Origin of the sequence: Erythrobacter sp. Alg231-14, assembly GCF_900149685.1 — a bacterium.
In the GTDB taxonomy this organism is placed as follows: Bacteria; Pseudomonadota; Alphaproteobacteria; order Sphingomonadales; family Sphingomonadaceae; genus Erythrobacter.
The window spans coordinates 2,563,787-2,587,805 of the sequence record NZ_LT702999.1 but is presented as its reverse complement, the minus strand read 5'-3'; the positions used below and the strand labels follow the sequence as shown (position 1 = coordinate 2,587,805).

At 55.8% G+C, this 24,019-nt stretch carries 27 protein-coding genes; 10 read left to right on the top strand and 17 right to left on the bottom strand.

Going from position 1 to position 24,019, the window contains the following annotated elements:
- The first annotated feature begins 46 nt into the window (after positions 1 to 46).
- Positions 47 to 1,444 (top strand): methyl-accepting chemotaxis protein, encoded by a 1,398-nt coding sequence (locus BQ8290_RS12385; RefSeq protein ID WP_108790763.1) that lies wholly within the window; start codon positions 47 to 49, stop codon positions 1,442 to 1,444.
- Here BQ8290_RS12385 and BQ8290_RS12380 read toward each other — a convergent pair.
- The 8 genes from BQ8290_RS12380 to BQ8290_RS12345 all read right to left on the bottom strand — a co-directional run bounded on the left by BQ8290_RS12380 (position 1,441) and on the right by BQ8290_RS12345 (position 9,868).
- Entirely contained in the window at positions 1,441 to 2,604 is a 1,164-nt protein-coding gene (locus BQ8290_RS12380) for a hypothetical protein (protein ID WP_337661383.1), read from the bottom strand. The genes BQ8290_RS12385 and BQ8290_RS12380 overlap by 4 nt on opposite strands.
- A 66-nt stretch (positions 2,605 to 2,670) precedes the next feature.
- Positions 2,671 to 3,540: an AAA family ATPase gene (locus BQ8290_RS12375; RefSeq protein ID WP_108790759.1), complete on the bottom strand. Its 870-nt coding sequence runs from the start codon at positions 3,538 to 3,540 to the stop codon at positions 2,671 to 2,673.
- A 93-nt stretch (positions 3,541 to 3,633) separates the two neighbouring features.
- A complete protein-coding gene (locus BQ8290_RS12370) occupies positions 3,634 to 4,986 on the bottom strand; it encodes a serine hydrolase (RefSeq protein ID WP_108790757.1) in 1,353 nt (450 codons plus the stop codon).
- A 44-nt stretch (positions 4,987 to 5,030) separates the two neighbouring features.
- Positions 5,031 to 5,621, bottom strand: coding sequence for a hypothetical protein (locus BQ8290_RS12365; RefSeq protein WP_108790755.1), 591 nt, complete (start codon positions 5,619 to 5,621; stop codon positions 5,031 to 5,033).
- Positions 5,618 to 6,142 (bottom strand): sigma-70 family RNA polymerase sigma factor, encoded by a 525-nt coding sequence (locus tag BQ8290_RS12360; RefSeq protein ID WP_108790753.1) that lies wholly within the window; start codon positions 6,140 to 6,142, stop codon positions 5,618 to 5,620. Before BQ8290_RS12360 ends, BQ8290_RS12365 begins: the two co-directional genes overlap by 4 nt.
- Before the next feature lie 64 nt (positions 6,143 to 6,206).
- Positions 6,207 to 6,611, bottom strand: a complete 405-nt coding sequence (locus BQ8290_RS12355) for a hypothetical protein (RefSeq protein WP_108790751.1) — start codon at positions 6,609 to 6,611, stop codon at positions 6,207 to 6,209.
- Complete coding sequence (parE, locus tag BQ8290_RS12350; RefSeq protein ID WP_108790749.1) at positions 6,604 to 8,592, bottom strand: DNA topoisomerase IV subunit B; 1,989 nt, start codon at positions 8,590 to 8,592, stop codon at positions 6,604 to 6,606. The genes BQ8290_RS12355 and parE overlap by 8 nt, the downstream gene beginning before the upstream one ends.
- 64 nt (positions 8,593 to 8,656) lie before the next feature.
- Positions 8,657 to 9,868, bottom strand: a complete 1,212-nt coding sequence (locus BQ8290_RS12345; protein WP_337661382.1) for a penicillin-binding protein activator — start codon at positions 9,866 to 9,868, stop codon at positions 8,657 to 8,659.
- A 38-nt stretch (positions 9,869 to 9,906) separates the two neighbouring features.
- Between BQ8290_RS12345 and rsmI the strand changes: the two genes are divergently transcribed.
- From rsmI to gshB, 3 genes are read left to right on the top strand one after another with little or no spacing between them, the layout of a single operon-like run.
- Positions 9,907 to 10,767 (top strand): 16S rRNA (cytidine(1402)-2'-O)-methyltransferase, encoded by an 861-nt coding sequence (gene rsmI, locus BQ8290_RS12340; protein WP_108790745.1) that lies wholly within the window; start codon positions 9,907 to 9,909, stop codon positions 10,765 to 10,767.
- Positions 10,764 to 11,120 (top strand): YraN family protein, encoded by a 357-nt coding sequence (locus BQ8290_RS12335; protein ID WP_108790742.1) that lies wholly within the window; start codon positions 10,764 to 10,766, stop codon positions 11,118 to 11,120. The genes rsmI and BQ8290_RS12335 overlap by 4 nt, the downstream gene beginning before the upstream one ends.
- A gap of 9 nt (positions 11,121 to 11,129) precedes the next feature.
- Positions 11,130 to 12,095, top strand: coding sequence for a glutathione synthase (gshB, locus tag BQ8290_RS12330; RefSeq protein ID WP_108790740.1), 966 nt, complete (start codon positions 11,130 to 11,132; stop codon positions 12,093 to 12,095).
- Positions 12,096 to 12,153: 58 nt separating this feature from the next.
- On the opposite strand, the gene BQ8290_RS12325 is transcribed toward gshB, so the two are convergent.
- Both BQ8290_RS12325 and BQ8290_RS12320 read right to left on the bottom strand, forming a co-directional pair.
- Positions 12,154 to 12,717, bottom strand: a complete 564-nt coding sequence (locus tag BQ8290_RS12325) for a methylated-DNA--[protein]-cysteine S-methyltransferase (protein ID WP_108790738.1) — start codon at positions 12,715 to 12,717, stop codon at positions 12,154 to 12,156.
- 13 nt (positions 12,718 to 12,730) lie between these two features.
- Entirely contained in the window at positions 12,731 to 13,228 is a 498-nt protein-coding gene (locus BQ8290_RS12320) for an AsnC family transcriptional regulator (RefSeq protein WP_108790736.1), read from the bottom strand.
- 82 nt (positions 13,229 to 13,310) lie between these two features.
- On the opposite strand from BQ8290_RS12320, the gene BQ8290_RS12315 reads away from it, so the two are divergent.
- A complete protein-coding gene (locus tag BQ8290_RS12315) occupies positions 13,311 to 13,922 on the top strand; it encodes a LysE family transporter (protein WP_108790734.1) in 612 nt (203 codons plus the stop codon).
- A gap of 229 nt (positions 13,923 to 14,151) precedes the next feature.
- On the opposite strand, the gene BQ8290_RS12305 is transcribed toward BQ8290_RS12315, so the two are convergent.
- The 3 genes from BQ8290_RS12305 to BQ8290_RS12295 all read right to left on the bottom strand — a co-directional run bounded on the left by BQ8290_RS12305 (position 14,152) and on the right by BQ8290_RS12295 (position 16,201).
- Entirely contained in the window at positions 14,152 to 14,682 is a 531-nt protein-coding gene (locus BQ8290_RS12305) for a DUF1330 domain-containing protein (protein WP_337661381.1), read from the bottom strand.
- Positions 14,683 to 14,727: 45 nt separating this feature from the next.
- Complete coding sequence (locus tag BQ8290_RS12300) at positions 14,728 to 15,159, bottom strand: MAPEG family protein (protein WP_337661380.1); 432 nt, start codon at positions 15,157 to 15,159, stop codon at positions 14,728 to 14,730.
- A gap of 130 nt (positions 15,160 to 15,289) precedes the next feature.
- Positions 15,290 to 16,201, bottom strand: coding sequence for a LysR substrate-binding domain-containing protein (locus BQ8290_RS12295; RefSeq protein ID WP_108790730.1), 912 nt, complete (start codon positions 16,199 to 16,201; stop codon positions 15,290 to 15,292).
- A gap of 118 nt (positions 16,202 to 16,319) precedes the next feature.
- Here BQ8290_RS12295 and BQ8290_RS12290 point away from each other — a divergent pair, with 118 nt between their 5' ends.
- The 4 genes from BQ8290_RS12290 (at position 16,320) to BQ8290_RS12275 (ending at position 19,706) form a co-directional block, all read left to right on the top strand.
- Positions 16,320 to 16,934, top strand: a complete 615-nt coding sequence (locus tag BQ8290_RS12290; RefSeq protein WP_108792373.1) for a glutathione S-transferase N-terminal domain-containing protein — start codon at positions 16,320 to 16,322, stop codon at positions 16,932 to 16,934.
- Between the two features lie 101 nt (positions 16,935 to 17,035).
- Positions 17,036 to 17,635: a thiamine biosynthesis protein ThiC gene (locus tag BQ8290_RS12285; protein ID WP_108790728.1), complete on the top strand. Its 600-nt coding sequence runs from the start codon at positions 17,036 to 17,038 to the stop codon at positions 17,633 to 17,635.
- Positions 17,636 to 17,671: 36 nt separating this feature from the next.
- Entirely contained in the window at positions 17,672 to 18,439 is a 768-nt protein-coding gene (locus tag BQ8290_RS12280) for a glutathione S-transferase N-terminal domain-containing protein (protein ID WP_108790726.1), read from the top strand.
- Positions 18,440 to 18,830: 391 nt separating this feature from the next.
- Positions 18,831 to 19,706 (top strand): sulfotransferase domain-containing protein, encoded by an 876-nt coding sequence (locus BQ8290_RS12275; RefSeq protein WP_337661379.1) that lies wholly within the window; start codon positions 18,831 to 18,833, stop codon positions 19,704 to 19,706.
- Between the two features lie 82 nt (positions 19,707 to 19,788).
- On the opposite strand, the gene BQ8290_RS12270 is transcribed toward BQ8290_RS12275, so the two are convergent.
- A complete protein-coding gene (locus BQ8290_RS12270; protein WP_337661378.1) occupies positions 19,789 to 20,700 on the bottom strand; it encodes a tyrosine recombinase XerC in 912 nt (303 codons plus the stop codon).
- Positions 20,697 to 21,848, bottom strand: coding sequence for a radical SAM family heme chaperone HemW (gene hemW / locus BQ8290_RS12265; RefSeq protein ID WP_337661377.1), 1,152 nt, complete (start codon positions 21,846 to 21,848; stop codon positions 20,697 to 20,699). Before hemW ends, BQ8290_RS12270 begins: the two co-directional genes overlap by 4 nt.
- Between hemW and BQ8290_RS12260 the strand changes: the two genes are divergently transcribed.
- Positions 21,825 to 22,457: a CAP domain-containing protein gene (locus BQ8290_RS12260; protein ID WP_337661376.1), complete on the top strand. Its 633-nt coding sequence runs from the start codon at positions 21,825 to 21,827 to the stop codon at positions 22,455 to 22,457. The two genes, hemW and BQ8290_RS12260, sit on opposite strands and share 24 nt — an antisense overlap.
- A gap of 11 nt (positions 22,458 to 22,468) precedes the next feature.
- Here BQ8290_RS12260 and rdgB read toward each other — a convergent pair whose 3' ends face one another.
- Together rdgB and rph are read right to left on the bottom strand one after the other, a co-directional pair.
- Positions 22,469 to 23,098 carry an RdgB/HAM1 family non-canonical purine NTP pyrophosphatase gene (gene rdgB, locus BQ8290_RS12255; RefSeq protein WP_108790720.1) on the bottom strand — a complete coding sequence of 210 codons (630 nt, stop codon included), beginning with the start codon at positions 23,096 to 23,098 and terminating at the stop codon, positions 22,469 to 22,471.
- A 102-nt stretch (positions 23,099 to 23,200) separates the two neighbouring features.
- Positions 23,201 to 23,914, bottom strand: coding sequence for a ribonuclease PH (gene rph / locus BQ8290_RS12250; protein WP_108790718.1), 714 nt, complete (start codon positions 23,912 to 23,914; stop codon positions 23,201 to 23,203).
- Between the last annotated feature and the right edge of the window lie 105 nt (positions 23,915 to 24,019).

Below are 24,019 nucleotides of genomic sequence, written 5' to 3'. Positions count from 1 at the left end.
CCATATCTGAGCTAGGCCCACGCTACACAGGGGAACGAGCCAGATAATGAAGCCTATAACCATAGACACAGCCAACGCATCGGCGCTGGACCAAATTCCGGAAAAATGCGGGGCCGTTACGGTCGGCTGTTCCGACGTGGCCGGCGTGGTTGAGGCCGTGATCCAATCGTCCGAAGCGTTGCGCGAAGAACACGAAGCGTTGCGCGGCACAGTGACCGCATTGGAAGCCGATCAAACCAAAGTTTCCGAAGCCAGCGACGAAGCGCGATTGTTGTCCGAGCGAGCGATTGAACGGTTGGGTGAGGGCACCTCCTTGATCCAATCGTCATTGGGGCAGATCGGATCCTTGCTCGAAATGGTCGACACATTGGGTCAACACGTGACCAGCTTTTCCGCCGCCATGGAACAAGTCCGCCGCAGCGCCAAAGACATTGAAGACATTGCCGAAACCACCAACATATTGGCGCTGAACGCTACAATTGAGGCGATGCGCGCAGGCGATGCAGGTCGTACGTTTGCTGTTGTTGCAAGCGAAGTGAAGAGCCTCGCCAATGACACCCGCCAAGCGACGATCGAAATCGCTTCAACGATCGATGCGTTGGGCGATGAAGCCAGCACCGTTATTGGTCGGATCGAAGATGGATCAGAAGCAAGCGGCGCCGCCAAAGAGTCCGTGGCGCGCATCGAAAGCACGATTTCCAGCGTTGGCGAATTGGTCGAAGAAGTCGACAAACAGAACGATGTTATCGCCCGTTCCACCGGCACGATCAGCGGCCACGTGGATGCCGTACAAAAAGTGCTCACCAGTTTTGACGAAGCCGCGCGCACCAATGAAGACAAACTGCAGGGCGCGCACAGTCGCATGGAAGAACTGGATCTAACCGCCAGCGAAATGTTCGATTCCCTCGTGCAGGCCGGTTTGTGCCCGCAAGACAGCGTGATGGTCGAACGCGCTCAGGGGTTGGCGCAAGAAGTTGCGAAGATCGCAGAAGAAGCAATCGCCAAGGGTGAAATCACGCAAAGCGAATTTTTCGACGACAATTACACGCCGATTAAGGGTAGCAATCCGCCGCGCTTTTTCACCGCTCTGAACGATTGGGCCGATCGCAATTGGCAACCTTTGTTCGATGCTGCAACAAACACCGGCAAAGACATTTTGGCGGCGGCATGCACCGATATGAAAGGCTTTCTACCGACCCATCTCAGCGCGATGTCCCAAGAGCCAACAGGCGACATTGCGCATGACACGAAATATTGCCGCAACGGCCGTATTTTGATGGAGCCAATCGACAAACGCGCCAAGAAAAGCGCCGCCCCATATATGATGGCTGTGTACCGGCAAGAGGGCGACGGCCAACATTATGTGGTCGTGCGCAACGTCTATATTCCGTTGTTCATCAACGGACGGCGTTGGGGTGATTTTGAATTCGCCTACAGCGCTTAATCGTCACTGCTTTCAGATTCTGAAGAGGCGTCGGATTCGGCCGTCGAGGTGCCGGACGACACACTTATGGATTGTCCTTCATCGCCCAACGTTCGATTGATCGTTGCGATAACGCGCCCGTTGTTCACGGCCTGTATGGTTTGATCAAGGTTGGGTATCGCATCAAAGACACCAAGGATTTGAGTGATTAATCCCGATGAAGTGGACACCGTGATGCGATGAACCTTCGCCTCGTCCCCGGTCAAGAGACCCAACAATGGATCGGGCGCAACCATTACGCCAAAGCCGGAATCGCCCGTTGCCACATAATATTGGTTAGCGGTTTCGTCTGGACGGTAGACATTGAAACTGGGCTCGCGTTCGCCGACCCGGCAATATTGACGAGGACTTTGCCCATTAGGCGCACCGTTTGGGTCCGCCAATTGGTCTTGAACCTCGGTTTCGTTGCCAGTCACAAAACTCAATCCAAGCGCAACCGACATCCCAGAATCTGCCTCAATTTCGGCCGCGGATTTGGTCGACATTGGAGTTTCGCACAGTTTGACAAAATAAGCCGGCGTTCGCGAAATATTCTCAAGTGCAGGGAGGGCGCCATTGATCGATTTGAGCAGAGTTTCCATTGGACCCACGCTCAATTCCCGCGAACTGATGCGGAGCTTCACAAGCCATTCACCCGCTTGATAAAGAGAGACTGCGGTGCTGCGAAACCTTCCGGATGGTTTGATGACGGCGTATTGGCCGCTTTCCACGGTGCCACCATTGGGCACGAAAGAACCAACCTTAATTTCCTCCAAATCGACATCGCCGTAGATATCGCGGGCACCAATCGACATCAGAGCGCGATCAAACCAGATTGCGCTGTTGGGATTGCCGGGACGGTAGATGTAAATAGAAAGAATCGTCTTGGATTCTTCGTCGTAATATTGGGACGCAATATTCGTGTCGCGTTCTTCAAACTGGCTGATCGATTGCCGTTGGAAGCTGTCGATCTGGGCAGGGAACACCATCGGCGTCCAGTCGTGCTGCCAATCCTTGTCGTTGGCTATCTCGATTTCGGGCACTTGCGCGGAAGCGGGCGTTAAAATCGCCACATTTGCCAGCACGCAAAAGATTATCGCGGCGATCCGCGATGGTGTCTTCATTAGGAAATTAGGTGACATTCTACGCCCCGCCCATTGCATGAGAGGGAGCATAGGCCACCCGTTTAACTGTGCAAGTGCTGAGACTTAGGTCGGGTTCCGCCGCGCCATGAACGCGAGCCGTTCGAACATCATCACGTCTTGCTCGTTCTTCAACAACGCACCGTGGAGCGGTGGGATCGCGCTGTTCGGGTTGGAATCTTGAAGAATATCGAGCGGCATGTCTTCGTTCAAAAGCAACTTGAGCCAATCGAGCAACTCGCTGGTCGACGGCTTTTTCTTAAGGCCGGGCACTTCACGCAATTCGTAGAAGATATCCATCGCCTTTTTCACCAAGGTTTTTTGGATACCGGGATAATGCACATCGATGATCGATTGCATCGTGTCACGGTCGGGGAACTTGATGTAGTGGAAAAAACACCGGCGCAGAAAAGCGTCTGGCAATTCTTTTTCATTGTTCGATGTGATCACCACAATCGGGCGTTCTTTCGCCTCGACGCGTTCTTGTGTTTCATACACGTCAAAGCTCATCCGATCGAGCTCTTGCAAAAGATCGTTCGGGAATTCGATATCGGCTTTGTCGATTTCATCGATCAGCAAAACGGGAAGCTTTTCAGAGGTGAACGCCTCCCACAATTTGCCCTTTTTGATGTAGTTGCGGATGTCGTGAACGCGTTCTTCGCCCAATTGGCCATCGCGCAAACGGGCAACCGCATCGTATTCATACAGGCCTTGTTGTGCCTTGGTGGTGGATTTGATGTTCCACTCAATCAAGGGCGCGCCCACCGCTTTGGCGATTTCGTGCGCGAGAACCGTTTTACCTGTTCCCGGCTCACCTTTGACCAACAACGGACGGCGCAGCGTCACGGCGGCGTTAACGGCGACCTTTAGATCTTCGGTCGCGATATAATCGCTTGTGCCTTCAAAACGCTGTTGTTCAGTTGTCTGGTCGCTCATGGGTTTCCCTTCAAAACGTATATTTGATCGTGTCGATACGGTGACAATGCGAGCCTTGCAAGGGGGGAAGAAAAGCGGTGGGCATACCGGCGCCTATCGCGGTAGGTTTAAGATGCGTTCGGCGATCCGTTCCAGATCATCATTGGTCAAACTGGCTTCCGAATTGCTCCAACTCAGGACCAAGGCATGGTCTTGGCCAGCATTATCGGTAACCAACCATGTCAGATTGAGAACGCCCGGCTCTGATCCTCCCTTATACCCTGCATAATCCCACTGTGAGCGCGTGCTCGCTGTCATCGATGGATTGATGCCCATGATTTGGAATGCTGTCTCCTCACCATTTTCACGCATAAATCGGAAAAGACTGGTCAAATCGGCGGCGTTGCCGAACCATTCCACGTCAATCGTGTTGGGACCGCTGGCGAAGGCTGCGCCGATGTCGCCTATGGAAACGGGATTGTCTTCAATCCCTTCAAGAATCTGCAGCCGCAATTCTGCGTCACCTTGAGCATAGGTCTTCAACCGCCCTGCTGGTCCGCCTTTTAACATGAATAATTCGCGCGTGGTCAGAAACGGATCGTTCAGCTCGGGTGCGCTGTGGCCACTGTCGACCATAGCCTGGAAAACGGCGTCGCGACCTAGGATGGCGATCAATTGATCGGTCGCGGTGTTATCGCTGATCGAAATCATGAGGCTGGCCAGCGTGTGAAGCGTGACCGGCGAGCCTTGAGGCCAATCTTGCATCATGCCACTGGGAAAGCTGCTGACGCTCAAATCGACGCGGTCGTCCCAATTGCGTTTCCCCTGTGCCACTTCGCGGGACAAGGCGGCCAAGACGTACAATTTGAATGTCGATCCCAACGCCATTTGTGCATCTGCGTTCACTGCAACCGTGGGTGTCCCTCCATCAAGCGGGCCGAACCATGCACTGACCGTTCCGGGAAGGGCGGCTAGATCAGATTCGATTTTCTCGACTGTGTCATTAATGGGATCAAAGGATTGAAAGATCAGCTCGCTGATCCGGTTGTCGTCGTCTGGATCAATCGCCATTCCACCCCGAGCAATCGCCCGTTCCATCCGAATTGCCAAAGCAGTTCGTGTGTCGCTTACGGGACCGAGGTTGTCGACCGATTGCGCCGCCCCGTATTGGGCCAACCATTGCTGGATCGTCGCGTTCAGCATCGCGGGCGGAACCTGCGCAAGGAAACCATCGGTGAAAACGTCTTGCGGGTCCATCTCGCCATTGAAGATGGCAACAACGTGCTCGGCTCTAATCTCGAGCGCGCTCTGCTCCGTCTCTTCCTTTGCCTCATTCTGTGACGCCTCTTGGGCCAATGCGGGGGCTGGCAATGCAGAAAAAGCAATCAACGCGGCGCCAGAAAGGACGGCAGCAAGGCCCGCCTTACAGACGATATTCTGAGGTGCGATGTTGGATGAGAGTGTCATGCGATTACTCCTGATATGCGGTATCGTTAGGGTAGGGGATGGGATCAGGCCAGCGCGTCGAGCGCCTTGATCTTACGCAGGATCGCGCGAGCGCCCATCCAGTTGACCCCCGCAATCGCGGCAATCATCACGGTCAGAGCCGCAACCGACCACGAAATTCCATCAATGGCACGCGTCCAACCGACGTCTTGTGCGACTTGATAGGTGATCGCGAACAGCAAGAGGTAAAGCCCGGGCACCAAGGGGCCAATATACCAAAGGGGCACCGAACGAAGGGCAATGAATTGACGCTCATACTGTTTGCGCAGATGGGTGACGCAATCGTCCTCTGGCATGCGAGCGAGGGAACTGCCCCGGCGATAAAGTCCCCATAGCAGCACGACGATACCGACAATGACGACCACGCCGGATAGGGCTATCAACCATTCGTCCTTCATCGACGCTGCCACGGTCAACCCGATAAAAAGCAACAGGCCGAGCGCCCCGGATCCATACTCAATTGCATTGCGAATGTGCACATATAGCGAAAACCGATCCGCTTGCGCTTTGCATGTGTCGGGGGCGGCGAACTGCGCCTCCGATGCCAAATTGCGCCACGCGGCGAGGGGACCATTGGGTCCGTCCGATTGTGTCACGATGTTTCTCCTGTTTCAAAGGGCTCTTCAAAATGTCCCGCAATCAGCGATTTGATGCGGTGAACCCGCACACCAACCGCGGTTTTCGAAAGGCCGGTAATGTCTGAAATATTGACGGTGCTTTCCCCTTCGAGCCAAAGCACAATCACCTGTGCATCAAGCGGAGGGAGACGGCGGATCAATTCTGCCACCTGAGCAAGAACCAACGCTTGAGCTGCGTCCTTTTCGGGGTCTTTCATCGCTGGCAAAGTGTCGATGTGTTCCAACGGCACTTTCTTGGGTCCACGCACCGATTTTTCGATGTGATCGGCGGCAACATTGTGAGCGACTCGATAGACCCACGTTTTCAGCGCACAACGCCCGTTAAAGCGCGTCAAACTTGACCAGATCGCGCAGTGTATATCCTGCTCAAGATCGCGTGCTTTTTCTGGGTTGCGTTCAATTGCTTGGGCCAGACGGGCAATAGCGGGCGCAAATTGCTCGCCTGCTTGCCGGTACAATGTCTCTGCGTCTTGGTTCATGCCCCTTTAGTCTTCCAAGGGACGATTTTCTTACAGCCGCGCGAAAGAATTTTTGTTCGTCACGCTAAATTCGCGCCCCAGCGCCAAGGCAGACGAACGCAAGCTGCACCAACAAAACGATGATCGTGGCCACTTTCCACCCCGTTGGCGCTTCGCGCATACCGCGATCCCACGTCCATTGCCCGATGATCCCAGTTGCCAACCCTGCTGCCGCGATCGTAAGCCAACCGCTTTGTCCGGACAAGAGGATGAATATCCCCGCCAACACGCCCATTTGAAGCAGGAATGCCCCTGCAAACCATGCGATGGGGATCGGGCGATAGGCCGCATCGGGCATTTCCCAGTCGGGCAGAGAGCTATCGGGTCGCGAGATGCGACGGTCGCCCGCCATGATGTCTTCTTTGGTTGGGTCGGGATATTGCGAGCTGGTGGGTTCGGTGTCGTGGTCGTCTTGCCCCGGATCAGGCATCGATCATGTCCCGGTCCATTTCGCCCGCGCGGTTTTGGATGAAGTTAAACCGGTGTTCTGGATTGCGCCCCATCAATTGATCGACCAACTCTTTCACACCGGCCCGTTGCTCAAATTCCACCGGCAGGGTGATGCGCACCAATGATCGGGTTTCTGGGTTCATTGTCGTTTCGCGCAGCTGTTGCGGGTTCATTTCGCCCAAGCCTTTGAACCGCCCGACTTCGACCTTTTTCCCCTTAAAGACGGTGGCTTCCAATTCCGCGCGATGCACATCGTCGCGTGCGTACCGGCTCTCTTTGCCCGCAGTTAGGCGGTAAAGTGGCGGCTGTGCCAGATACAGCGCACCGCTTCGCACGACATCGGGCATTTCTTGGAAGAAGAACGTCATCAACAAAGTCGCGATATGCGCACCGTCAACATCGGCATCGGTCATGATGATGATGCGGTCATACCGTAGATCGGTCGCGTCACAATCTTTGCGCGTGCCGCAACCCATCGCCAAAGTCAGATCCGCAATTTCGGAATTGGCGCGAATCTTGTCCGCCGTCGCACTGGCAACGTTTAGGATTTTACCCCGGATCGGGAGAATAGCCTGAGTTTTCCGATCGCGCGCTTGTTTCGCGCTGCCACCCGCGGAATCTCCTTCGACGATGAACAATTCAGTTTCCCGGTCGCCTTCGCCCGAGCAATCGGTCAGTTTTCCGGGCAACCGCAGTTTCTTCGCATTGGTCGCAGTTTTGCGCTTAATCTCACGTTCTTGCTTGCGACGCAGGCGTTCATCCATGCGCTCCATGACTTCGCCCAGCAACGCCTTACCCCGATCCATATTGTCGGTCAGGAAGTGGTCGAAGTGATCGCGCACCGCATTTTCCACCAAACGCGCGGCTTCTGGTGATGTCAGCCGATCTTTCGTTTGAGATTGAAATTGAGGATCGCGAATAAATACAGAAAGCATCACCTCGCCGCCGGTCATAATATCATCGGCCGTGATGTCTTTTGCTTTTTTGGCACCGGTCAAATCACCAAAGGCGCGCAAGGCCTTGGTCAAAGCTCCGCGCAACCCTTGTTCGTGAGTGCCACCATCGGGTGTGGGCACGGTGTTGCAATACCAGCTTGTCGAGCCGTCCGAATACAATGGCCACCCGATCGCCCATTCGACCCGGCCCATGGATTGGCCGTTATCGTCTGGGAAATCTTGATTGCCGGCGAACACTTGCGCGGTGACACATTCGCGCGATCCGATTTGCTCGGCCAAATGATCGGCCAAACCACCGGGGAATTTGAACACAGCTTCTGTGGGCACGTCTTCGCTGGATAGGCTTTCTGCACACTTCCAACGGATTTCCACGCCGGCGAACAAATACGCTTTTGACCGGGCGAGTTTGAACAAGCGGTGCGGTTTAAACTGACGGTCGCCAAAAATTTCCGTGTCTGGGGTAAAACTCACAGTCGTCCCGCGACGGTTCGGCGCCGCGCCGACCACTTCAATTTTGCCTAGGGTCTCGCCTTTAGAGAACTCCTGCGCATAAAGTTGCTTATCGCGCGCCACCTCAACTCGGGTGTGGGATGACAATGCGTTCACCACGCTAACGCCGACACCGTGAAGGCCGCCGCTTGTTGCGTAGGCTTTCCCCGAAAACTTGCCGCCCGAATGGAGCGTCGACAAAATCACCTCTAGGGTCGATTTGCCCGGAAATTTCGGATGTTCATCAACCGGGATGCCGCGGCCATTGTCCGAAATATGCAACCGGTTCGCTTCATCCAGACGCATTTCAATCCGGCTGGCGTGGCCGGCCACCGCCTCATCCATGGCGTTGTCCAGCACTTCGGCGGCAAGATGATGCAGCGCGCGATCATCAGTGCCGCCAATATACATGCCGGGACGACGACGCACCGGTTCGAGTCCTTCGAGGACTTCGATGGAGGAGCTATCGTAATCGCCGCTTGAGGTGGGCGTGTTTTCAAACAGATCATCAGACATAGCCATTGATATGGCGCGCCTGAGGCTCACTCACAAGAAGCGGTGAGAGCGTTTTGCTCCGGTTTCAGTCGTCAAAGCTGGTTGGAGCTGCATCAACCGGTACAAGTTGGTTGCCGCGCACCTCATTAACTTCCAATGCGCGTTCTGCGATCCCATCGCGATTGAACCGAAATGGCCCATCAACACCCAAGAATCCGCCGCGGTCATACAATTGCGGGACGGGGAAGTTTTGACCCACGCGCCAATCGCGGGCGATCCGCAATGTCAGCAAGACGGAATCGTATCCCAATGTGGCGATGCGATACGGTTTGGTTCCGAAACGAGCTTCGTAACTGTCGGCGAAACGGCGGAACCGGCGATCCGATACGGCGGAAAACAGCGCGCCGTTGATCGACGCAGAACGGGTGAGGGCGGCTTCCCCTCTCCACAATTCGGTACCGAGAATGCGAGTGCCTTCTGCGCCGTCACTGCGCAATTCACCCGATGCCTGAACCGCGAGCCGCGCGCCATCGGCGATCAAAACGGTGTCATAACCGCCGCGCGTGCGCAGACGCTGTGCTGCGCCAACGATGGAGGTGTTGCCACGCGCATACCGTTCAAAACCCACAAGGGTCCCACCGTAATCGCGGAGGGAATTTTGGAGCGCATTGTACGAACGCTGCCCATAATCCCCTTCGGGAAGCAGAGCGCCAAAGTTGTTTGAACCGTTGTCACGCGCATACTGAATAGAGCGTCGGATCGATTGTTCGGGAATGTGCCCCATTAAAAAGACATCGGCGCTGGCGACCGTTGCATCGTTGCTGAAAGCGATGGCGGGCACATTGGCCGGACGCGCCGCCGCCTGAACCGCCGGAACATTATCGGCCAACAAAGGGCCCAGGATCAAACGATTGCCATCGGCAATAGCCTGACGCGCGGCAGCCGCCGCACCGCGCGAAGTATCGTATGTTGTTATGCGAAGGTTTTCCGCGTTGGTGTCCAACAAAGCCATTGTCGTCGCATTGGCCAAGGATTGGCCAACTTCGGCAGTGGTGCCTGACATAGGCACCAACAACGCCACACGATGCCGTTCTGCATCGGATGGCAGTGCAGTCGCGCTGGGTTGCGGTGTTGGCGCCGGAGGAGGGGCGGTTGAAACCGTTTCGGTTTTTGGCACCAATTGACACCCACCCAACAACAAGGCGGTGCCTGCAATGGTAAGGTTGCGTCTGTTCAATTTTTCCAGACCTGCGCGCATCCATTTTGCACGAAAAACTGGTTTTGCAGTGAGCTTCATTCTTGCCGACCCCTGATCGCTGCTTCATGTAACGGCGCGTGAACACGCAACGCTCTGAATCAGTCCGTAATAGTAAACCTCTTGAACCGGGTCTTTATATTGTCGCAACGCCTATTGGCAATCTTGGCGATGTAACGATCCGTGCTGTCGACGTGCTGCGCAATTGCGCCGTTATTGCATGCGAAGACACGCGCGTGACCGGCAAACTTTTGAAGGCGATCGACGTTTCGACCAGAATGCGGCGTTACGATGACCATGCATCGAGCGAAACGCGGGATTTTCTGCTGCAAACGGCGCTAAGCGAACCTGTTGCCTTGGTAAGCGATGCAGGGACGCCTTTGGTTTCTGATCCGGGATATCGTTTGGTCCGCGCTGCGCGCGACGCGGGGATCCATGTCACCACAATTCCCGGTGCATGTGCAGTGGTTGCGGGATTGACGTTATCGGGCCTGCCCAATGATCGGTTCTTGTTTGCTGGCTTTCTACCGAACAAGGATAAGGCCCGAAAGGATGTCTTGAATGAATTGGGCGCAATAGAGACGACCTTGGTCTTTTACGAAACCGGTCCTCGTTTGGAACGGTCGCTGCGCGCGATTGGAGAAATGTGGCCGACCCGTGAAATCGCCGTGGCCCGTGAATTGACGAAATTGCACGAGGAATGCCGCGCAGGCACCGCCGATGATTTGGCCCAGCATTACGCGGCGCATCCTCCGAAAGGTGAAATCGTCCTGCTGATCGGCCCACCGACGGATAACGCACCAACCGCCGATCCAGACGATCTGTTGCGCAGCGCACTGCTCGATTCCAGCCCAAGCAAGGCGGCGGGGAAAGTTGCGAAGATGACCGGTTTGGATCGGCAAACTTTGTATTCCCGCGCGATTGAATTGAAGTCGGAGTGACTGAAAAACGCGCAACCGCGGAGCGCAAAGGCCGAGAGGCCGAGGCTCAGGCCGCGCAATGGATGATGCAGCAAGGCTGGCAATTGGTCGCAGAGCGGGTGAAGACCAAAGGGGGCGAGATTGATCTGATCATGCGCAAAGCCGGCATGGTCGCCTTTATCGAAGTGAAATGGCGTAAACGCGCCGCCGACCTTGCCACGGCGATTGATGAACGCCGTTTATCGCGGGTTGCTGCGGCGGTGGAAATGGTCGCGCACGAATATGCAAATGATGGCGAAGATCTAAGAATTGATGTGCTCCTCCTTGCGCCGGGCACTAACCCACGCCACATCGCCAATGCTTGGCAGCCTTAGGAAGAACGAATGACCCGTCAAAACCCCCTGCGCATCGCCGTCCAAATGGATCCGATCGAAGACATCAACATCAAAGGCGACAGCTCATTTGCCTTGATGTTGTCTGCGCAAGAACGCGGATATGAGGTGTTTGAATATCATGTCGAAAGCCTGACGCTGGACGCGGATGATCGGTTGTTCGCGCAAGGGTATCCAGTCAAACTCCAACGGGTCAAAGGCGATCACTTTGAAAAAGAGGACGCTGTTCGTCTTGATCTAGGCAAAGACATCGATGTTATTTTGATGCGTCAGGATCCCCCGTTTCACATGGGTTACATCACCGCAACCCACATGCTTGAGCGGATTAAGGATGAGACATTGGTCGTCAACGACCCGGCCAATGTTCGCAACGCCCCTGAGAAAGTGATGGTGTTGGATTACCGCCAATATATGCCGCCCACATTGGTCACACGCAGCGTCGATGAAGTGCGACGATTTATGGCGACGCATGGCGCGATCGTGGTCAAACCGATCCATGGCAATGGCGGTAAAGCGATCTTTCGCGTGCCCGCAGACGGCGACAATCTGACCGCTTTGTTCGAAGTCTTCAATCAGACATGGCCCGAACCGCATATGGTCCAACCCTTCTTGCCCGAAGTGGCAGAGGGGGACAAACGCATCGTCCTGATCGACGGCGAAGTGGCGGGCGCGATCAACCGCATTCCGGGCGAGGGCGAGTTCCGCAGCAACCTAGCGATGGGCGGTAGCGCAGAACCGACCGGCCTGACGCAGCGCGAGCAAGAAATCTGCGATGCTATGGGGCCCGAACTGAAGCAGCTTGGCCTGACATTTGTGGGTATCGATGTGATCGGCGGCAAATGGCTGACCGAGATCAACGTGACTTCGCCGACGGGAATTGTCGCGATCGATGAATTCAACGGGACGGACACGGCCGGGATGATTTGGGACGCTATTGAGGGGCGATTGAAGATTTAAGTCCGATATTGGGGGTAGCTGTAAAGTTTGTTCTGTCGTATTCTGGGGGTGAAAGCGGTCACTTCTGTGGTTTAACCGCTAGTGGAAGATCACCAAACAAGGTTGCAGCCCCACCAAATTGAGCCCCTTCAATTTCGAGCATCTTGAATTTGGTTTCTACGCCGCCTGGCGCTGAAAAGCCGGTAAGTTTGCCATTCGCACCAACAACACGGTGGCAAGGAACGATGATGGGGATAGGGTTGCGCCCGAGAACCTGTCCCACCCTTTGAGCAAAGAGCTTGTTCCCGATTTGCAGGGCAACATCTCCGTAAGTGAGCGTCTCGCCAACTGGGATCGCGCGCGTGATAGCGTAGACCTTCGCTGTGAACGCATCGACTTCACCAAGGTCGCAGGCGACAAATGACAAATCTACTTTTTCACCGTCAAACAGCGCCGCGATTGATTGAATAGCGCGGTCAATGGCCGGTGGCGGCTTGGCTCTTTCTGCTCCGGTTCGTTTGACAATGCGGGCGGTCGTCGCGGCAGGTGTCTCTTCAGGCAAAGAGGCTGCGACGACTTTATCGCCGCGCCATGCAATGCAACAATCACCGATCGCCGTCGGGAAAAGAGCAAGTTTCACCATATCTCAAAAAGCCCTAATCCAATTCAGCCTGCGGCCCGCGTTCGAGCAATGTCGTCAATACAATGTGGCTTCGAGTATTCGTGACTTCACCAAATTCGCGCATTCGCACCAAGAGCCTATCAAGAGCAGGTGCATCTGTGCATCGGGCCTTGATCAAGAGGCATGAGTCTCCAGCGACGCTGTGAATTTCCTCAACATCAGCATCTTCATGCAGCTTGGCAAAATTCTCTCGGGCTGCCGCGCCCGTGTAGTTTACATGGATAAAAGCCAAAAACGGACGGCCAATCTTAGCGCCATCCAGATCGATGGTGGTTTTCGTAATTACACCTGCGGCTTTCATTTTCTTCACTCGTTCGTGAACTGCCGGCGCTGAAAGGTGCACTATTGCCCCGAGATCAGAATACGATTGCGACGAGTCCTCACCCAGCGCGCTTAACAATTTTCGGTCAGTACCATCGATAATTAGGTCCGGCACCCGTTTCTGCTGAACGATATTCGTATCTTTATCCATATGCCGAAATTCCCTTGTGGCGGAACATTATTCGGCCATATCTATATATAGCAATACGATATTCAGCAACAGGAGAGTTTCGATGGAACTCGGAATCTATCTCATATTCTTTTTCACCACCGCCGTGGTGATCTTTGTTCCGGGGCCTGCTGCAATCGCGATAGCGGCGCAAGGAGCGGGTAATGGCCACAAGCGCGCGGCCTACGGAACTTTGGGCGTAGCGTCTGCCAATGCGGTCTATTTCATTCTCTCCGCGTTGGGCATTGCATCATTGCTGATCGCCTCGACGTTCATTTTTAATGTCATAAAATGGGTGGGCGTCGCCTATCTGGTCTATCTTGGACTGTCGGCCATTTTCAGCAAAACTGGCGGCATTCGATTCCCGACAGGCAAGTTGCAATCCGCCTCCTCGCTATTTGGCAAAGGATTTCTGGTGGAGTTTGCGAACCCAAAGGCGCTGCTATATTTTGCAGCGATACTCCCTCAGTTTCTCGATGCCTCAAGGCCCATCGCTCTCCAAATGCTCCTCATGGGCGGGACCACAGTCGTGCTCGATCTGATCGCATACAGTCTATACGCCTATGCCGGGGACCGGCTGACCAGTGGGCGCGTCAAAGAATGGATTGTCCGGCTGATCAACCGCGTAGCTGGCGGTGCTCTGTTGTTGGCGGGTGCCCGGATGGCGACCGTTTGAGCAGGCATCTGAGCTCACTTAGGAACGCGGACAGAAGGATCTGACATGACCGAGCTATTTCCAGCGATCGAACCGTATGAAACGACGTTTCTGGATGTTGGTGACGGCCATAGGGTGTTTGTTGAACAGGCCGGCAATCCAGACGGCAAGCCCGTCGTCTACCTGCATGGCGGGCCTGGGGCAGGCAATTCAGCCGCTTTGACTGCCAACGCGATTGGCTTTGAGCCCGTTATTGTGGAGCTGGCATCGCCGCCATGCGCACCAAACGCGAATCAGCAATCGCTGCGCTGCGGTGGAAGGCGTGTTCTCGGTAAGCTGGATCGCTCACGAAAGAGAGAAAGCTGGCAAGGTCAGGATAGGCGACGATGAAAGCAACATCCCACTCTTCATCATTCGGTCCGATCAGCATCAGTTGCGGCAATCCCGCGAATGCAACCGATCCGCCAAAGCGCTGGGCAATCGGGCCGGAATGACGCGAATATTCGGCATAGGCCTGTTCACCAGTCCAACCATTTGCCGCGAACTCGCTTCCCTCTTCATACTTCGCCTCGTCATTGAAGCGCAGAAGGTTGAGCATATAGATCGGCTCATCGGTGGGAAGCTGATGCATCTTTGCGTAAGCCTCGGGCGTTGAGTTGACATAGACTTGAGGTGTTCCCCCCTCTCCCATCTCCTCTTCCTGCGCCAATGCGGGCGAAGCGGCGAGCGAGGTCATGGCTAGGGCGATCAAACCGATCAGGGCATTTCGAATATGTTGCATCGGAATTCTCCACTTAAGGGATTAGAATGAGGATCAGAACGCCGCTCAAGCGATCCGGGTAACGACCGAGTAGATAAGGAAGAGGCTGAGCGTGATGCCAGTTAGCCCGCTAAGGACCGCTCCAAGCATTCGGGCGATTAGATATTTACGCGTCCCTTCAATCTTTTCGTGCGAGCCACCGAGCGAGTTGAATGCAAAGGCGTGAGACACGCGCGCTAGCGCAAAAACGACGCCGAATGCCACCACGGTAGGGCCCGTGCCAACCAGCATCTCCGTCAATGCCAGCACCGCGATGAAGATCGCTGCATTCTCCGCGAGATTGCCGTGGCGCCGGATTTTGCGCTCAAGATCGCGATCATCGCCAAAGCCGACGCCTATGCCAGCTTTGCCGCGATAGCTGCCGGTGTTCATCATCAGGCCCTGCTGCAATATGTAGAGGAACGCGCCAACCAGCGCTGCTGTGTAGGGATATGCCATGGAGCCTCTCTTGGTTGCTTGTGCGGCTTGGTTCGACCCAAACTTGCGGGCATCCATGGAGGCGCGTTTATGCGCTGTCACGAGGACAATGCGCACCTACGTGGTGCGTCAGTGCGCCACAGATGCGCAGCTAGAGGTTTTGCTGGCGGATGCCCTGAAAGGCCGGCTCCGCCTCGCGCAGCACTTTCTCTGCAAAATCCATAAAGGCGCGAATACGCGCCGTCCGGCGAAGGTCGCTGTGGGTGAGGAGCCAAATATGGCGCGCCTTGAGCGGCCTTCGCTCCGATGCCCGCACAAGCTCTGGATCAGCATCTCCGATAAAACAGGGCAGCAAAGCAAGGCCAAGGCCCGCACGCGCAGCCGCGCGTTGGACGGCTGGATCGGGGAAATAGCCCCACAGCGGAACCTTCCCAAAGCCTGCCTCTTTTGTACGGTCGATGAACTTGTCCTGCGTTTCCTTCCAAGAGATCCATCGCGCAGCCTCTGGCTCGGCTTCAAAATCATGCGCGTCGAGATAGGCTTGTGAAGCGTAGGCGGCCTCGTAATAGGGGAACAGCCGCTTTCCGACGAGCGATTGCGGCGGATTATTGTCGACCCGCACCGCCACATCCGCCTCATGCCGAGAGATGTCGAGGATTTGCGTTGTCGCCGCGATGCGCACTTCGATACCGGGATGCATCTCTGCAAACTCGGCCAATCGCGGGGCAATAATCAGCTCAGCAACAGGGCCCGCCATGGTCGCGGTCACCGTCCCGCTCAAGTCACGATCTTGGCCGGTTATCAGCCGCTCTGCGACATTTAACCGAACACCGCATTCGCGCACGACTGTCACCAAATCTTCGCCCGCGGCGCTAAGAACATAGCCCTCTGGCTGGCGCAGGAAGAGTTTAGCGCCAATCGCGTATTCGAGGTTGTCTATCCGGCGGCTAATCGTGGAGTGATGCACGCCCAACTCACGCGCCGCGCGTCGGATCGACCCCGCATCTGCGACCACCGCGAAGCTCTTGAGCTCCTCCCAATCCAAATCTTTCGCGCCCAGCATATCCCAATGCACTCCTTCAGGTGGCTAACTCACGCACCAGAATGGTGCATGATATCTGAATGACGTTCTATAAATAGCACGTTATCTCGATCTGTCACCGGTGAAAGGGACGCAGGATTTGATCGACCTTTATACGTGGGCGACCCCGAATGGCCGCAAAATCTCGATAGCGTTGGAAGAGATGGGCCTGCCCTATTCGGTCCATTGCGTTGATATCCGCAATGAAGAGCAGTTTGCCGATAGTTTTCTAAAGATTAGCCCCAACAACAAGATCCCTGCCATCTATGATCCCAGCACTGGCGCCTCCGTTTTTGAGAGCGCGGCGATCCTGATTTATCTGGCAGAAAAGACCGGTCAGTTTCTTCCCACTTCATTGGGTGAACGGACTAGAGTGCTCGAATGGCTAAGCTGGCAGATGGGTGGGCTTGGTCCGATGCTGGGGCAGCTCAACCACTTCGTGAACATTGCCGACGAAAAGGTCCCATATGCGATGCGTCGCTACTTTGATGAGGCCGCGCGGCTGTTCAGAGTTCTGGATCAGCAGATGGAAGACAAACCCTTTGTCGCCGCGGACTATTCGATAGCGGATATGGCGATCTACCCTTGGTCGCTCCCAGCAATTGACCCTGTCAGCGAGCAAACAGACCAGAGGTTTGAAAATGTCGAGCGCTGGCATGCCTCCATGGCCGAGCGTGCGGCGGTGCAGGCAGGAATGCAGGTCCCCACTGCCTGACTGTGCCACCTGTCTCTGCACGGTCGAGCAAGCAGCCGGCCTGATCAAAGTTTCGAACCAGCAAGGGGCTGGCAGATTTCACATTTAAGAAGGAGCGAAAAATGGAACTCACACAGGGACGAACTGTAAAGATCATCGCCTATATGCTTATTGCGCTCGCAGTCTCGCAGCCGATCTACACCGCTTTGTTCCTAGTTGCGCCCGATGTGGACCGCCTGTTCATGTGGCGGTTTGAAGCGGTAATATTCGTTCTGTTAGCAGCGCTTTCCATGTCGGCTGCAATCACGGCCAAGCAGTTTGCTCTGGGCTTCTCTGCAATCGCGCTCGCCGCTTTACTCAAGCTTTTGGCCGTGGGGTTGGGGCTGACTCAGTTCTGGCCGTTTGCGGCAGTTGGAGAAGCAAACGCAGACCTCGCAGAGGTAGCGACTTCGGTCGTGGCGCTGTCCTTTTTCAGCTACAATGCTGGCAACATCCTTTTGGGGCTTGCCGCGGTGGTTCTCGGCACAGCTAAGTCGCGCGCAGGAGGCAGCATTGTTGGCCGTGCGACCACTATCGTTGGCGCTCTCGCGATCCTCGCCAATGCACTGGTGATGATGTTTGGTTTCCAAGGCGCAATCCCGTCTCCCGTCGGAGGGGCAACCGGGGTCTTGGCAAGCGTCCTGATCGGCCTTTGCATGTTCAGCATCAACCCAGAAGAGTAAGCGTCTCGCAAGGAGAAGCGAAAGGAGCCCAGCGCTATGACAGAAGTCAAACTCTATGGTTATGCAACCAGCCCGTATGTGCGCAAAACTGGCTGTTTCCTTTACTATAAGGGGATCGATTTCACACATGTGCCAGTAGATCCGACCAATCCCGACAAGGTAATAGGCTTCACCGGCAAGACGCAGGTTCCGGTGCTTGAGATCGATGGCGAATGGAGGCACGAATCTTCCGCGCACGCGCATTGGCTCGATGAGATGTTTCCAAGCAAGCCGCTTTGCCCCCCAGAGCATCGCGCCAAGATCGAGGAGATAGACGCATGGATCAGCAACAACTTCTTGCTCAGTATCTTTCGTTATCCGATCGATGGACCTGACACGCTCCAGTTCCGGTATCGTGCTTGGCGCTTGGCGGCGCTGCTGAGCGCGCATACGCCGTTACCTGAAGAGGTACGGCATCATTGGCCCGAAGCTCTACGCGAGGCTCCCTTCATTAAGGTCATGGCGCGGCAAATGAACCTTGAAGAGAGCATTCCCGACATGCAGATGCGGATTGGTATAGAGCTGGCGGCGCATATCGGGGAGGGGCCGTATCTCGGCCGGTTGAGCGCGCCGACGATGCTGGATTTCGCGGTTTTCCCACAAGTGGTCTGGGGCTACATGTTCGGCCTCGAAGAGCAGATAACAGCCGCCGCGCATCCTACAATCAAGGCATGGCTGAAGCGGGTGGCAAGCCACTTGCCGCCAAATCCAACTTTGGTGGCCGACAGTATGATGGTCCAATCACTAGAGGGCGGCTTGAAGTAGCTGTGCTGTCCACTCTGACCGCAATAGTCTTTACTGGGATGGGTGGGGACAATAGCAATGTCCGCAAATGGGTCGTAAGCGGACCGACCGCTTTCTTAGGTCAATCGGCTGGGCCCAGACGGTCCGCTCACGGCCCAATTCGAGCCAATGCTGTATGACTGATATTGGGGGTGAAAGCTGACGATTACAGCCTGTCACAAAGATGGACTCGACCAGCCCAAAATTCTGGCTACCTTGCCATGAGTTTAGCCGATTTTTTTTGGGGGGTACGTCTAATGCCAAGGCTTGATATTGGGAATTCGTGGTGATCGCGGCCTCGCGCTTGATCCGGCCCGCAACGCGTCACGTGCGGAGCCGCGTCTTTGACAGTTCGTGCTGGGACGATTTTCCGATGCGCGCTGACGACATCGTCATCTCCACCTACCCGAAATGCGGCACCACCTGGACACAGCGGATCGTGGGCATGATGGTGTTCGGCAGTGCAGCCCCGTTCCCGGTGCAAGACATTTCGCCATGGCCTGATTTTAGGGTGCCGCCGCCCGGTGCTATGCACGAATTGGCTGCCAGCCAAGAGCATCGCCGTTTTCTAAAGTCTCACCTGCCTGTTGATGCTTTGCCCTACTACGAAGGGGTCAAATACATACACGTCGCCCGAGACGGACGCGATGCGGCGATGAGCTTCTTCAATCACAAGGCCAATTACACGCCGGAGGTCAATGAGCGCTTTGTCGAGATAAGCAATGTTGATCCAAAGTTCGGCGACGGCGACAGCTTCGACTTCTCACCCCAAGACGCCGCAGACCACTTCGCTGGATGGGTAGACGGACCCGAAGACGAGCTGGGCGATCCGGGAGCGGGTTATTTCGCGATGGAGAACAGCTTCTGGGCGGCGCGACAGGATCCAAACGTGTTGTTGGTGCACTATAATGACATGAAGGCCGATCTTGACGGCGAGATGCGCAGGCTCGCCAAATTCCTTGATATCAACATCGCCGAGGATCTCTGGCCTGAATTGGTCGAAGCGGCAGGCTTCAAGGCAATGAAAAAAGCCGCTGAGCAATTGATGCCGGAAGCAGGCGGCATTTGGAAAGGTGGAGGCAAAACCTTCATCAACAAGGGCACAAACCGCCGCTGGGAAGGTGTATGCCGCCCCGAAGATCTTGCGCGCTATGACGCCAAAGCAGCAGCTGAATTTAGCCCCTCACTGGCTGCATGGTGTAAGCACGGTCGGCTGATAGCGGGCGACCCGCGTAAAGTGCCAGATTGACGCGACCTTATATGGCACAATGCGGCTAGCCTCTAAGTCCGCAATTAGGGTCGGTAGCCGAATGTCTGCTTTCGGAACCTAATCACCCCTTATTCGCCCTAGGATGAGCCTTGCGATAACTCTCCAGCAAGCTTGCCGCATCCACCTTTGTATAGATCTGCGTCGATCCCAGCGAGGCATGGCCCAGCAATTCCTGCAAACTGCGCAAATCGGCGCCTGCGCCGAGCAAATGCGTGGCGAATGAATGCCGCAATGCGTGCGGCGTTGCTGTATCGGGCAGGCCCAATGCGTGCCTTGCTTTCGCCATCGCTTTTTGCACCATGCCCGGGGACAACGGCCCGCCTTTTATCCCTCTGAAAAGGGCATCATCTGGAGCAAGGGGCCATGGGCAGGATTGTGCGTATTCGGCCACCGCGTCGCGTGTGATCGGCAGGATCGGTACGATGCGCTGTTTCCCGCCTTTACCATTCACCAACAGTGTATTGCTTAGCGGCTCATCGCTTGATCTGATGGCCAAGGCCTCAGCGATCCGTAGGCCGGAACCATACATCAACAACAACACCGCACGATCGCGAGCGCCAACCCAATCCTCGCTCGCCGTGCCATCGATGAGATCCGCTATATTCACGGCATCATCGGGTGTGACGGGGCGGGGCAAACCTTTCTTGATACGGGGCCCCCTTAGTCGCGGCGCAGCGGGATCAGGATCGCCGCTTTGTGCACGGGCAAACGCGATAAACGCTTTCAAAGCCGACAATTCCCGCGCCGCGCTCGTATTGGCAATCCCCTCGGCGCGTCTTTGTGCAAGGTGTGTGCGCAGGTCATGCGCCTCTACGTTAGCAATATCGTTCCATGCACTGGCATTGCGGGCATACGCCAGGCGCTGCGCTGCGGCGACATATGCGCGCACAGTGTGGGGACTGCGCCGACGAGCATCGGTGAGATGCGCCCGCCATTGCGCGATCAGATCCGACGGAGTGCCCGCCGCCATCATGCTTGCACCAAATCGTCCGCGACCAATTCGGCCAAAACGGAATTCAACACGGGTCGTCCGGTTTCGGACACCCCAATGCGGGCTTGGTCTTCCCAAACCATGCCAATGGATTTGAGGTGCACCAATTTATCGCCCTTAATCAAGTCATTGGCCGCAAAACCGAAACGACCTTCGAGGGCTTGCAAATCAACTCCTTCGCGCAGGCGCAATCCCATCAACAAAGATTCCGCCGCTTGTTCTTCAATCGGCAGATGGCTTTGTTCGCAGATACCATGGCGATTATCGTGCACAGCCTTGAGGAAGTTTTCCGGTTTCTTATGGCGGACCGTCGCAAATCCACCGCGTCTCCCATGAGCGCCCGGGCCAATACCGACGTAATCCTGATACCGCCAATAGGTCAGATTGTGACGGCTTTCTTCCCCGATCTTGGAATGATTGCTGGTCTCATATGCCGGTAGGCCCGCCGCCCGTGTCATAGATTGGGTCAATTCGAACAATTCGGCGCTGGCATCGTCATCCAACGGCGCAAATTCGCCGCGCCGCACATCGGTTGCGAACCGTGTCCCCGGTTCAATAGTCAATTGATACAGCGACATGTGCGACGTGCCAAAGGCCAAGGCACGGGCCAATTGCGCCTCCCACTGTTCCGGCGTTTGATCCGGCAGGGCATAAATCAAATCAAAATTGACGCGGGCAAAGTGTTTTTTGGCGACGTTGAGCGCGCGCACCGCTTCATCGGCCCCGTGCAATCGGCCCAGCCATTGCAGAACTTCGTCATCCAACGATTGTATACCTAAAGACACACGATTGATCCCAGCCTCCGCCAATTGCGCGAAATTGGCCGCCTCAACCGATGATGGATTTGCCTCCAACGTGATTTCAATATCGTCGGCAAATCCCCAAAGTCGCGCCGCCTCTTCCAACAATGCGCCAACCACATGCGGCGGCATTAAGGACGGCGTTCCTCCGCCGAAAAAGATGGACGATAATGCTTCACCACCAGCAACCTGCGCCTCTGCGCGCATATCGGCGATCAACGCCGTTTGCCAAGCGTTTGCATCCACCGACGCGCGGACATGCGAATTGAAATCGCAATAGGGGCATTTCTTCGCACAGAAGGGCCAATGGATGTAGAGCGCGCGGGCCAAGGTTTGAATTCAGTCTTTCTTAAAAGCTTGCGTCGCAAACCCTACGCGATGAACATTCGCGCGACAATTCAATCCGGCCTAACCATGATCGGCCCTGTGATTGCCATTGCCGCGATGGGCGTTCCCGTCGCCACAGCTCAAGTTGAGGATGGCGATGCACGGAACGAGCAGATCTGGCTAACGGCTCACAATGTTGAACGCGACGAATTCGGCGTCGCACCGTTGGTTTGGAACGCGCAATTGGCGCGGGAGGCACGGCATTGGGCCAATCAATTGGCGACGGAAAATCGATTGCGCCATGCATCGGTGCAAGAACGCGATGGGCGGGGCGAGAATCTATGGATGGGCACCGCAGGGTATTTTAGCGCCGACCAGATGATTGGGCATTTTGCCGATGAGAAGCAATTTTTTCGACCAGGCCAGTTCCCCTCTGTTTCGACGACCGGAAATTGGGCCGATGTTGGACATTACACCCAAATCGTGTGGGCCGACACGCGTGAGGTCGGATGCGCCAAAGTGCAAAACGCGCGGTTTGATGTGCTGGTGTGTCGGTACTGGCCCGCTGGCAACATCTTGGGCGTTCCAATCGTCCCGGCCCGAAGTCGTTAATCAGCCTCCCATTAAACCCCGAATTGATCCGACACCAATTTGGCAAAGGCATCGGCCCTATGGCTGATGCGATGCTTTTCCGATGGTTCGATCTCGGCAAAAGTCTTTGCGTAACCGTTCGGCACGAAGACGGGATCATAGCCAAAGCCCAATTCTCCGCGCGGAGGCCATGTGAGTGAACCGGGACATTGCCCTTCGAACACAGCGTGGTCGCCATCGGGCCATGCCAAAGCAAGGACACAATGAAATGCAGCGCCGCGTTCAACATCGGGGCCCATTTGTTGCAACGAACCTTCGACTTTGCCCATCGCCATGTACCAATCCCGACCCGGTTCCCCTTCGAACCATTGCCGTTCAGCCCAATCGGCGGTGTAAACACCCGGGCGACCATCCAATGCATCCACGGCCAATCCGCTGTCATCGGCCAATGCGGGCAGGCCAGACGCCTGCGCCGCAGCGCGGGCCTTGATCAAAGCGTTCTCAACGAAGGTTTTGCCCGTTTCCACCGGTTCAGGCAGGCCAAGCGATCCGGCAGAGATGCACTTCATCCCATACGGATCGAGCAGAGCCGAAATCTCTTTCAATTTGCCCGCATTGTGGGTCGCGATGACAAGCGAGCCACCGCCGAGTTTGCGCGTCATTTTCGCCGTTTACCCCTCTTTATGCAGTCGCTTTCGATGAAGGCGCCGGAGAACCCGTGAAATGGCGGGATCAAGCTCAAGCGAACGCGATCCCGCCCGAAATTACTTCACCGCGTCCAATTGCGCAGCAAAGATACCGTCGCAACCGATACGAGCAAGGCGCAGCAATCGCAGCAACCCTTCTTCGTCATAGGTCGCGCCTTCTGCCGTCGCTTGAACCTCGGCAATTTGGCCGCCGGTTAATAGGACGAAGTTGGCATCAGCATCGGCATCGCTGTCTTCGGGATAGTCGAGGTCGAGAACCGGCGTGCCTTTGTAAATGCCGCAGGAAATTGCACCGACTTGCGATGTGATGGGGTCATCCTTGATCGCGCCCGATTCCATCAGTGAGTTCACTGCCAAACGCAAAGCCACCCACGCGCCCGAAATCGACGCCGTTCGTGTTCCGCCATCGGCCTGAATCACGTCGCAATCCAATGTGATTTGACGCTCACCCAGTTTCTTCAGATCGACGACAGCGCGCAATGAGCGCCCGATCAGTCGCTGAATTTCTTGTGTCCGGCCCGATTGCTTGCCGCGTGCGGCTTCGCGGCTGCCACGGGTGTGCGTGGCGCGGGGGAGCATGGAATATTCGCCTGTGACCCAACCTTCGCCTTTGCCGCGCAACCAAGGCGGGATCCGTTCTTCGACGCTGGCGGTGCAAAGCACGCGGGTGTCGCCAAAACTGATCAAGCAGGAACCCTCTGCGTGTTTGGTATAGCCGGTTTCGATCGTGATGGCGCGCATTTCGTCGGGCGCGCGTCCTGATGGGCGCATGGTTGTTGTCCTTTGTGTCGAGTCGATTGTTGCAGCGGGGTTTGGCTGGGAACAGAGTTAGGGGCAAGGCTTGGCTAGTCGCAGTTGATTGCTTATCGCCGGTTT

Bases quoted from the DNA above. Each gene is read 5' to 3' on its own strand.
- BQ8290_RS12385 (WP_108790763.1), top strand. From the start codon at position 47: ATGAAGCCTATAACCATAGACACAGCCAACGCATCGGCGCTGGACCAA.
- BQ8290_RS12270 (WP_337661378.1), bottom strand. From the start codon at position 20,700: ATGATGGCGGCGGGCACTCCGTCGGATCTGATCGCGCAATGGCGGGCG.
- BQ8290_RS12260 (WP_337661376.1), top strand. From the start codon at position 21,825: ATGGATGTAGAGCGCGCGGGCCAAGGTTTGAATTCAGTCTTTCTTAAA.
- BQ8290_RS12275 (WP_337661379.1), top strand. From the start codon at position 18,831: ATGCGCGCTGACGACATCGTCATCTCCACCTACCCGAAATGCGGCACC.
- rdgB (WP_108790720.1), bottom strand. From the start codon at position 23,098: ATGACGCGCAAACTCGGCGGTGGCTCGCTTGTCATCGCGACCCACAAT.
- BQ8290_RS12295 (WP_108790730.1), bottom strand. From the start codon at position 16,201: ATGCTGGGCGCGAAAGATTTGGATTGGGAGGAGCTCAAGAGCTTCGCG.
- BQ8290_RS12285 (WP_108790728.1), top strand. From the start codon at position 17,036: ATGGAACTCACACAGGGACGAACTGTAAAGATCATCGCCTATATGCTT.
- BQ8290_RS12315 (WP_108790734.1), top strand. From the start codon at position 13,311: ATGGAACTCGGAATCTATCTCATATTCTTTTTCACCACCGCCGTGGTG.
- BQ8290_RS12380 (WP_337661383.1), bottom strand. From the start codon at position 2,604: ATGTCACCTAATTTCCTAATGAAGACACCATCGCGGATCGCCGCGATA.
- BQ8290_RS12345 (WP_337661382.1), bottom strand. From the start codon at position 9,868: ATGAAGCTCACTGCAAAACCAGTTTTTCGTGCAAAATGGATGCGCGCA.
- parE (WP_108790749.1), bottom strand. From the start codon at position 8,592: ATGTCTGATGATCTGTTTGAAAACACGCCCACCTCAAGCGGCGATTAC.
- BQ8290_RS12370 (WP_108790757.1), bottom strand. From the start codon at position 4,986: ATGACACTCTCATCCAACATCGCACCTCAGAATATCGTCTGTAAGGCG.
- BQ8290_RS12300 (WP_337661380.1), bottom strand. From the start codon at position 15,159: ATGGCATATCCCTACACAGCAGCGCTGGTTGGCGCGTTCCTCTACATA.
- gshB (WP_108790740.1), top strand. From the start codon at position 11,130: ATGACCCGTCAAAACCCCCTGCGCATCGCCGTCCAAATGGATCCGATC.
- BQ8290_RS12305 (WP_337661381.1), bottom strand. From the start codon at position 14,682: ATGCAACATATTCGAAATGCCCTGATCGGTTTGATCGCCCTAGCCATG.
- BQ8290_RS12280 (WP_108790726.1), top strand. From the start codon at position 17,672: ATGACAGAAGTCAAACTCTATGGTTATGCAACCAGCCCGTATGTGCGC.
- BQ8290_RS12325 (WP_108790738.1), bottom strand. From the start codon at position 12,717: ATGGTGAAACTTGCTCTTTTCCCGACGGCGATCGGTGATTGTTGCATT.
- BQ8290_RS12360 (WP_108790753.1), bottom strand. From the start codon at position 6,142: ATGAACCAAGACGCAGAGACATTGTACCGGCAAGCAGGCGAGCAATTT.
- BQ8290_RS12355 (WP_108790751.1), bottom strand. From the start codon at position 6,611: ATGCCTGATCCGGGGCAAGACGACCACGACACCGAACCCACCAGCTCG.
- BQ8290_RS12375 (WP_108790759.1), bottom strand. From the start codon at position 3,540: ATGAGCGACCAGACAACTGAACAACAGCGTTTTGAAGGCACAAGCGAT.
- BQ8290_RS12320 (WP_108790736.1), bottom strand. From the start codon at position 13,228: ATGGATAAAGATACGAATATCGTTCAGCAGAAACGGGTGCCGGACCTA.
- rph (WP_108790718.1), bottom strand. From the start codon at position 23,914: ATGCGCCCATCAGGACGCGCGCCCGACGAAATGCGCGCCATCACGATC.